Consider the following 7,890-nt stretch of genomic DNA (forward strand, 5'->3'; position numbering starts at 1 on the left):
CCCTCCCCACCCGCCAAGGAGTTGGCCTCACCATGAAGCCCGACGACCCGCTGCTGAAGATCCTGGCGTGCCCGCTCGACAAGGGACCGCTGCATCTGCTGGCCGAGGAGGCCGGGCGGGAGGAGGCGCTGTACAACCCGCGCCTGCACCGCCGTTACCCGATCACCGACGGTATTCCGCAACTGCTGCCGTCCTCGGGCGAGCAGGTGCCGGACGACGAGCACGAGGAACTGCTGACGAGGATGGCCCCGTGACCAGCCTGGCAGCCCGTGTGGCCCCTCTGCTGCCCACCCGCCTGGTGGCCGCGGCCGCTCGGGCGCTCTATCCCCGGTTCGAACCGGAGCTGGCCCGGCTGGCCGAGCTGTGCCCGCCGGGCTGCGGTACGGCGGTGGACGTCGGCGGCTGGTACGGGCCCTGGACACACCGTCTGTCGGGCCTCGCCGAGCAGGTCGTGACGGTCGAGCCGGTGCCCCATCTGGCCCGGCTGCTGGCCGCCGCCGCCCCGCCGAACGTCCGGGTGGTCCGGGCTGCCGCCTCGGACCGCCCGGGCATCGCCCGTCTGTGGCTGCCGTCGGACGACTCGGGCGACCGGGGCGTGTCCTCGCTGGTCCGCCGCGACATCCACGGCCGCGCGCTGGACGTCCCCTGCGTCACGCTGGACGAGCTGGGCCTGCGTGACGTCGGCTTCATCAAGATCGACGTGGACGGCAACGAGCCGGCCGTGCTGCGCGGCGCGACGGGTCTGCTGGCCCGGGACCGGCCGGCCCTGTTCGTGGAGCTGGAGTCCCGCATCCAGCCGATCGCGCCGGTGGTGACCTATCTGTCCCTGCTGGGCTACGACGGCTGGGTGCTGCCCGGCGACACCTGGGTGCCGCTCGCCCGGTTCCCTCTGGAGGACCACCAGGCGGACGCCTCCTACGTCGTCTCCCACGGCCTGCTCCGCCGCGTCCTGCCCTCCCCGCTCCTGCGCGGCCCGCGCTACGTCAACTCCGTCCTGTTCCTGCCCGACGGCCGCCGACCGGGCAGGGCCCCGGTGGGCGACGATGGGACCCATGCCCTCCGGAAAGCACCCCGCTAGCCCCTTCACCCCGCTCGACTTCCAGCTGGTGCTGCTGCGCCGCATGGCCGACCACAATCCCGGCCTCGTGGAGGACGCCCGCCATGAGCTGGGGGTGTCGATCGCGGACATGCGCGAGGCCAACCGGCGGTGGCAGGCGATGGTCCGTTCCCCGCGTTCGCGGGCGCCCCTGTCCAGGTACCGCCAGGTGCTGGGCGACGCCGAGTCCCGTACGTCGCGCCGGATCGGCGATCTCGACTGCGAGGCCTGGCTGTGGCCGGTGCCCCTCTGGCCCTCCTTGCGCTTCGAGGTGCTGACGGCCCCGAACCGCGCGGTGTGGAACGAGTGGCTGGTCCGCGCGCCGGGCGCGAAGGGCCCGGAGCTGCGCACCCTCGACGACCTCACCCCCTGGTCCTGCACGGTCGACGAGGCGGCCCGCGCCTTCGCCCCGGCCCGCCCCCTTCAGGGCACGGCACCGACCCGCTGGGGGCTGGCGTTCACCGCGCCGGACGCGCAGGGGGTGCGGCGGGAGGCCGTCGCGGAGTTCACCTGGGGACTGCTGCAGCGGGTGTCCGTCACCGGCCGTCAGGTCTGAGGGGCTCCGGCCCGGCCCGTCAGCAGGAACCCGGCGAGGACCAGCGTGTACCCGTCGGTGATCCACTGTCCCGGTGAGCGAGGCCGACAGCCCCCGCCCGACACCGGCACGGCGACGTTGATGACCGTCACGTCCAGGATCACCATGAAGTACCCGGCGCTCACCGGGAGCAGCGGCGCCCGGCTCCGTCGCTCGGAGGGCATGGCCCTACCAGTACACCAAAAGCCGCATCGGGGACGTCATGCCCCACCGCGTGCTCAGCCGACGGCGGCCAGCACCGCCGCGACCACCGCCGGCACGGAGACCGGGTGCAGATGGAGGAACAGGTTCGGCTCGATCAGCTCCAACTCCATCACGCACGGCTCGCCGTCGGGCCCGGTGACCAGGTCCACGCGCGCGTACAGCGGTTGCGCGTCCCCGGGTAGGGCGGCCAGCGCCCGTTCGGCGACGGCCAGTTCGGCGGCGGTCGGCTCCCAGGGGCGCAGGTCGGGGTGGGCGACCTTGTCGGCGTCGTACGGCGTGCCCGGCGCGAGGACGGCGCCCTTGACGCTCGCGTGCAGCAGGCGTCCGCCGAAGAACTGCAGGGCCCGCTCGCCGTGGAGGTCGATGCCGGTCAGGTAGGGCTGCACCATGACGGTGAACCCCTCGGCGTGCATGCGCCCGGCCTGCCGTACGGCGGCGTCCCGCTCCCCGGCCGGGTAGCGGGCGGCGTACCGGGCACCGGCCCCGGAGGCGGGCTTCACGACGTACTCACGGTCGACGGGCAGGTCGAGGGGGTCGCCGGGCGCGAAGAACCGGGTGGGCACGACGGGCACCGCGGCCTCCGCGAGCCGCCCGAGGTAGCGCTTGTCGGCGTTCCACCGCACGACACCGGCCGGATTGGCCAGCCGCGTCGCCTTCCCGCACCGCTCGGCCCACGCCGTGAACTCCTCGGCGCGCCAGCTGTAGTCCCAGGTGGAGCGGATGAGGGCGAGGTCGAAGGCGGCCCAGTCCACGTCCGGGTCGTCCCAGGCGACGGCGACGGCGTCGGCCCCGGCGTCCCGCAACGCCCGCACCAGCACCGGCAGGTCGCGGTCCTTGTGCTCCTCGCCGCGGGCGTCGTAGGTGACGACGGCGATGCGCGGGGTGCCGGCCACTGCGACTCCATCCTCGTACGGACGATCGACATCCTCGTGCGGACGGTCGATTCGATGTCCGTCGCAGGCTAACGCTCCCGTCCGCGACCGCGACACCCCGTTCGGCCTTCACCTTCGGTGAAGCCCCGGCACCGGTGGCGACGACGTCAGCCGCGTGGCGGCGGACCTGGCGCAGCCCTGACCCGGACGGCGCAGGACCACGGGCCGTGGGCGTCCCCGGCCGGTCTACTGGCCAGGAGACCGACGGAGGAAGGGATTGCCATGGCTGTGGTACTGACGCTGCGCTGGTCCGGGGTGACGCCCGAGCAGTACGACGCGATGCTCGACACGGTGGGCTGGGAGAAGCAGGTGCCGGAGGGTCTCGTCCTGCACGTGGCCTGGTTCGAGCCCGGGGTCATGCACGTGACGGACGTGTGGAACGCCGAGGAGGACTTTCAGCGCTTCTTCGCCGAGCGCCTCGCCCCGGCCGTTCAGGAGGTCGGGCTCGCCGGGCAGCCGGACGTCCACTTCACACCGGCCCACCGGCGGTTCGTGGCGCCCGGCGCGGGCGGCGGGGCCTGAACCAGGGGGCGTCTGATGGATCTCCGTCGTGACGCCGCTGGGATCCGTCAAAGATTCCCTAGTCCTCCCCCGGCTCCCAGTCCAGCAGCCGTACCTTCGCCACCGTCCGGACGTGTCGGCGCATGGCCGTGGCCGCCTGCCTCGGCTGTCCGGCGGCGATCGCGTCGAGGATCGCCCGGTGCTGGGAGAGGGAACGGGAGGGGCGGCCGGGCTGGCGCAGCGACTCGGTGCGGCTCTCGGCGATCTGCTCGGCGATGGAGCGCATGAACTCCGCGAGCAGACTGCTGTGGGCCGCCGCCGTCACGGCCGCGTGGAACAGCCGGTCGCCCTCGACGCCGTGGCCGCCCGCCGCGATCTCCTCGGTCATCAGGGCGAGCGCCGAGCGCATCGCCGCCAGGTCGTCCTCCGTGCGCCGCTCGGCGGCCAGTTCCGCGAGCTTCGTCTCCAGCGCCTCCCGGGCCTCCAGGACGTCGGGCAGGCGCCGGCGGCGTTCGACCATCCGCTCGACCGGTTCGGTGTCCAGGCTGTCCCGCACGAGGTAGGTGCCCCCGCCGTGCCGGGCCTCCACCAGACCCTGGACCTCCAGCACCACGATCGCCTGCTTCACGGAGGCCCGGCTCACACCGAGCCGCTGGGCCAGATCCCGCTCGGGCGGCAGCCGGTCACCGGCGCGCAGACCGCCTTCGGCGACGTACTGGCGCAGCCGCTCCAGCACCTGTTCGTAGAGGCGCTGTTTCGTCATGGGGCGCAGGGCGTCGGTCACGGGCTCCCCCTCTCGCCGGGAGCGTAACACCGGATCTTCACAGTGGCGGAGTGGCTGAGCCAATTCTTGCGTACCCCCTTGACGGGCGCACGGGCCGCACCCACGCTGTTCGACCAACGCACCTCAAGTGGCTCAGCCACTCGTCCACTGAGGGTGCTCCCAGCCGCTCCGGGGCCCAACGACGGGAGCCCGTATGTCCCCCGAACTCATCTCGATCCTCGTCCTCGTCGTGGTGTTCGTCATCGCCACCACCCGTTCCGTCAACATGGGGGCGCTCGCCTTCGCCGCCGCCTTCGCGGTCGGCGGGCTCGTCGCGAACCTCGACGCGGACGGCATCTTCGCCGGGTTCCCCGGCGATCTGTTCGTCGTCCTGGTCGGCGTCACGTACCTCTTCGCGATCGCCCGCGCCAACGGCACCACCGACTGGCTGGTGCACGCCGCCGTCCGGCTCGTCCGGGGGCGGGTGGCGCTGATCCCCTGGGTGATGTTCGCCCTGACCGGGGCGCTCACGGCCATCGGCGCGGTCAGCCCGGCCGCCGTCGCGATCGTCGCCCCGATCGCGCTGAGCTTCGCCGCCCGCTACGGCATCAGCCCACTCCTGATGGGCGCGATGGTCGTCCACGGCGCCCAAGCCGGCGGCTTCTCCCCGATCAGCATCTACGGCTCGATCGTCAACGGCATCGTCGAACGCGAGAAGCTCCCGGGCAACGAGGTCGTCCTGTTCCTGGCGTCCCTCGTGGCGAACCTGGTGATCGCGGGCGTGGTGTTCGTCGTCTGCGGCGGGCTGAAGCTGTGGGCCCGCGGGGCGGTGGAGGAGCCCGGCACCGGCGGCGACGGCGCTGCGGGAGGGCCGCCCGCGGGCGGCACCGGCGGGACCCTGCCTTCCTCCGGCGGGTCCCTGCCCTCCCCCGGCAGGACCGGCGGGTCCCTGCCCTCCCCCGGCGGCACCGCGACCGCCACCGCCGTGCCGACGCAGTCGACGGCACCCGACACCACCCGTCTCACCCCGGCCCGCATCGCCACCCTCGTCTCCCTGCTGGCCCTGGTCGTCGCCGTCCTCGTCCTCGACCTGGACGCGGGTCTCACCGCCATCACCCTCGCGGTGGTCCTGAGCACGCTGTGGCCCGAGGACAGCCGCCAGGCGACCGGCCAGATCGCCTGGCCCACGGTCCTGCTGATCTGCGGCGTCCTCACCTATGTGGGCGTCCTGGACGAGATGGGCACCATCACGTGGGCCGGCGAGGGCGTGGGCGGCATCGGCGTCCCCCTCCTCGCGGCCGTGCTGCTCTGCTACATCGGGGCCCTGGTCTCGGCGTTCGCCTCGTCCGTGGGGATCATGGGCGCCCTGATCCCGCTGGCCGTGCCGTTCCTGGAGCGGGGCGAGATCGGCGCGATCGGCATGGTCGCCGCACTCGCCGTCTCGGCGACGGTCGTCGACGTCAGCCCGTTCTCCACCAACGGCGCACTCGTCCTCGCCGCCGCACCGGACGTCGACCGCGAGCGTTTCTTCCGGCAGTTGATGGTGTACGGGGGGATCGTGGTCGCGGTCGTCCCCGCGGCGGCGTGGCTGGTGATGGTCGTCCCCGGCTGGGGATAGCCCACCCACCGACCAGTGGAGCAGGCAAACAGCTAAGGAGATGTGACGCGTGACCTCCCTCTTCCCGGCCCTGACCGGCGGCTTCGCCGACCGGCCCGCCCTGCGGTTCGGCGAGCGTTCACTGACGTACGGAGAACTCGCCGCCGCGGCCGGTGCGACGGCCGCACGCATCGGGGACGCCCGCCGGGTCGCCGTCTGGGCGACGCCCACGATGGAGACGGCCGTCGCCGTCGTCGCCGCGCTGCTGGCGGGCGCCCCCGCCGTGCCGCTCAACCCCAAGTCCGGCGGGAAGGAACTCGGGCACATCCTGACCGACAGCGCCCCCGGTCTGGTGCTCACGGCACCCGACGACCAACTCCCCGAGCCCGTACGGGCCCTGTCCCGTCTCGACGTCGACGTGCACGGCACCGGCACCGTCCCAATGGAGCCCGCCGACGACAGCACCCCGGCCCTGATCGTCTACACCTCCGGCACCACCGGCCCGCCCAAGGGCGCCGTCGTGCCCCGCCGGGCCGTCGCGAGCACCCTGGACGCCCTGGCCGACGCCTGGCAGTGGACCGGCGAAGACGTCCTCGTCCACGGACTGCCGCTGTTCCACGTGCACGGTCTGGTCCTGGGCATCCTAGGCCCGCTGCGGCGCGGCGGGTCGGTGCGGCACCTGGGCCGCTTCAGCACCCAGGGCGTCGCCCGCGAGCTGAACGGCGGCGCGACCATGCTGTTCGGCGTCCCGACGATGTACCACCGGATCGCCGAGGCCGTGACGAGCGACCCGGAACTGGTGACGGCGCTGACCGGGGCGCGGCTGCTGGTCTCCGGCTCCGCGGCGCTGCCCGTGCACGACCACGGCCGGATCGCGACCGCGACCGGGCGGCGGGTGATCGAGCGGTACGGCATGACGGAGACGCTGATGAACACCAGCGTCCGCGCCGACGGCGAGGCCCGCCCCGGCACGGTCGGCGTGCCGCTGCCGGGTGTGGAGCTGCGGCTGGTCGAGGAGGACGGTTCGGAGGTCGCCGCGTACGACGGGGAGACGGTGGGCGAGATCCAGGTGCGCGGGCCGAACCTGTTCACCGAGTACCTCAACCGTCCCGACGCCACCGCCGCCGCCTTCACCGCCGACGGCTTCTTCCGCACCGGCGACATGGCGGTGCGCGACCCCGACGGCTACGTCCGGATCGTCGGCCGCAAGGCCACCGACCTGATCAAGAGCGGCGGTTACAAGATCGGGGCCGGTGAGATCGAGAACGCACTCCTCGAGCACCCCGGGGTGCGCGAGGCCGCCGTCACCGGGGAGCCGGACGCCGATCTCGGCGAGCGGATCGTGGCGTGGATCGTGCCGGCGGATCCCCAGTCGCCGCCCGCGCTGGAGGAGTTGGCCGACCATGTGGCGCTGCGGCTCGCCCCGCACAAGCGGCCCCGGGTCGTGCACCACCTCGACGCGCTGCCCCGCAACGACATGGGGAAGATCATGAAGCGGGCGCTGGCCCATGACTGAGCGTCTCTCCGCCCGCGAGGCCGTCACCGTCCTCGCCGACGACGCCACCTTCGCCGAGCTCCCCGTCCCCGCACGGAGGCCGAAGCCCGACGGCCCGCTCGGCTGGCCGGGCTACGACGCCTCCCGCGCCCGGGCCGCCGAACGCACCGGCGAGCAGGAGTCCGTGGTGTGCGGCACCGCCCGCGTCGGCGGCACCCGGGCCGTGCTGATCGCGTTCGAGTTCGGGTTCCTCGGCGGCTCCCTGGGCGAGGGCACCGGCGACCGGCTGGAGGCGGCGTACGCGTTCGCCCGCGAACGCCGCTTCCCGGTCGTGCCGTTGGTGGCGACGGGCGGCAGCCGGATGCAGGAGGGCATGCTCGCACTGACCCAGCTCCAGCGGGTGGCCCGCCAGTCGGCGCTCACCCGGGAGGCCGGCCTCGCGCAGGTCGCGGTCCTGCGCGACCCGACGACCGGGGGCGGCTGGGCCACCCTGGGCGCGGGCGCCGACGTGGTGCTCGCGCTGCCCGGCGCCCAGGTCGGCTTCGCCGGCTCCCGGGTGCGGCCGGCGGACGCGGACCCGGCGGCGTACACCGCGCAGGCGCAGTTCGCGGCGGGGGCGGCGGACGCGGTCGTCGGGCCGGAGGAACTGCGTGCGACGCTCGGGCGGTGGCTGCGGCTGCTGACGTGCCCGTCCACCACGCCCACCC

At 73.8% G+C, this 7,890-nt stretch carries 10 protein-coding genes; 7 read left to right on the plus strand and 3 right to left on the minus strand.

What is annotated here, in order from left to right; genetic code table 11:
* The first annotated feature begins 32 nt into the window (after positions 1-32).
* The 3 genes from C1J00_RS33535 to C1J00_RS33545 are packed head-to-tail and all read left to right on the plus strand — an operon-like array spanning position 33 to position 1,652.
* A complete protein-coding gene (locus tag C1J00_RS33535) occupies positions 33-254 on the plus strand; it encodes a Trm112 family protein (RefSeq protein WP_102912738.1) in 222 nt (73 codons plus the stop codon).
* Positions 251-1,078, plus strand: a complete 828-nt coding sequence (locus tag C1J00_RS33540; protein WP_102912739.1) for an FkbM family methyltransferase — start codon at positions 251-253, stop codon at positions 1,076-1,078. Before C1J00_RS33535 ends, C1J00_RS33540 begins: the two co-directional genes overlap by 4 nt.
* Entirely contained in the window at positions 1,044-1,652 is a 609-nt protein-coding gene (locus tag C1J00_RS33545) for a hypothetical protein (RefSeq protein WP_102912740.1), read from the plus strand. Before C1J00_RS33540 ends, C1J00_RS33545 begins: the two co-directional genes overlap by 35 nt.
* Here C1J00_RS33545 and C1J00_RS33550 read toward each other — a convergent pair.
* Together C1J00_RS33550 and C1J00_RS33555 are read right to left on the minus strand one after the other, a co-directional pair.
* Positions 1,643-1,855, minus strand: a complete 213-nt coding sequence (locus C1J00_RS33550; protein ID WP_245936603.1) for a hypothetical protein — start codon at positions 1,853-1,855, stop codon at positions 1,643-1,645. The two genes, C1J00_RS33545 and C1J00_RS33550, sit on opposite strands and share 10 nt — an antisense overlap.
* 54 nt (positions 1,856-1,909) lie before the next feature.
* Complete coding sequence (locus tag C1J00_RS33555; protein ID WP_102912741.1) at positions 1,910-2,788, minus strand: ATP-grasp domain-containing protein; 879 nt, start codon at positions 2,786-2,788, stop codon at positions 1,910-1,912.
* Positions 2,789-3,049: 261 nt separating this feature from the next.
* On the opposite strand from C1J00_RS33555, the gene C1J00_RS33560 reads away from it, so the two are divergent.
* Positions 3,050-3,349 carry a hypothetical protein gene (locus tag C1J00_RS33560; protein ID WP_102912742.1) on the plus strand — a complete coding sequence of 100 codons (300 nt, stop codon included), beginning with the start codon at positions 3,050-3,052 and terminating at the stop codon, positions 3,347-3,349.
* A 58-nt stretch (positions 3,350-3,407) separates the two neighbouring features.
* Here C1J00_RS33560 and C1J00_RS33565 read toward each other — a convergent pair whose 3' ends face one another.
* A complete protein-coding gene (locus C1J00_RS33565) occupies positions 3,408-4,112 on the minus strand; it encodes a FadR/GntR family transcriptional regulator (RefSeq protein WP_102912743.1) in 705 nt (234 codons plus the stop codon).
* Between the two features lie 193 nt (positions 4,113-4,305).
* Between C1J00_RS33565 and C1J00_RS33570 the strand changes: the two genes are divergently transcribed.
* The 3 genes from C1J00_RS33570 to C1J00_RS33580 all read left to right on the plus strand — a co-directional run.
* Positions 4,306-5,709: an SLC13 family permease gene (locus C1J00_RS33570; RefSeq protein ID WP_102912744.1), complete on the plus strand. Its 1,404-nt coding sequence runs from the start codon at positions 4,306-4,308 to the stop codon at positions 5,707-5,709.
* A gap of 49 nt (positions 5,710-5,758) precedes the next feature.
* A complete protein-coding gene (locus C1J00_RS33575) occupies positions 5,759-7,204 on the plus strand; it encodes an acyl-CoA synthetase (protein WP_102912745.1) in 1,446 nt (481 codons plus the stop codon).
* A partial coding sequence (locus C1J00_RS33580; RefSeq protein ID WP_281262783.1) for a carboxyl transferase domain-containing protein occupies positions 7,197-7,890 on the plus strand: 694 nt, incomplete at its 3' end. The genes C1J00_RS33575 and C1J00_RS33580, both read left to right, overlap by 8 nt.

The organism is Streptomyces cahuitamycinicus (genome assembly GCF_002891435.1).
GTDB lineage: Bacteria > Actinomycetota > Actinomycetes > Streptomycetales > Streptomycetaceae > Streptomyces > Streptomyces cahuitamycinicus.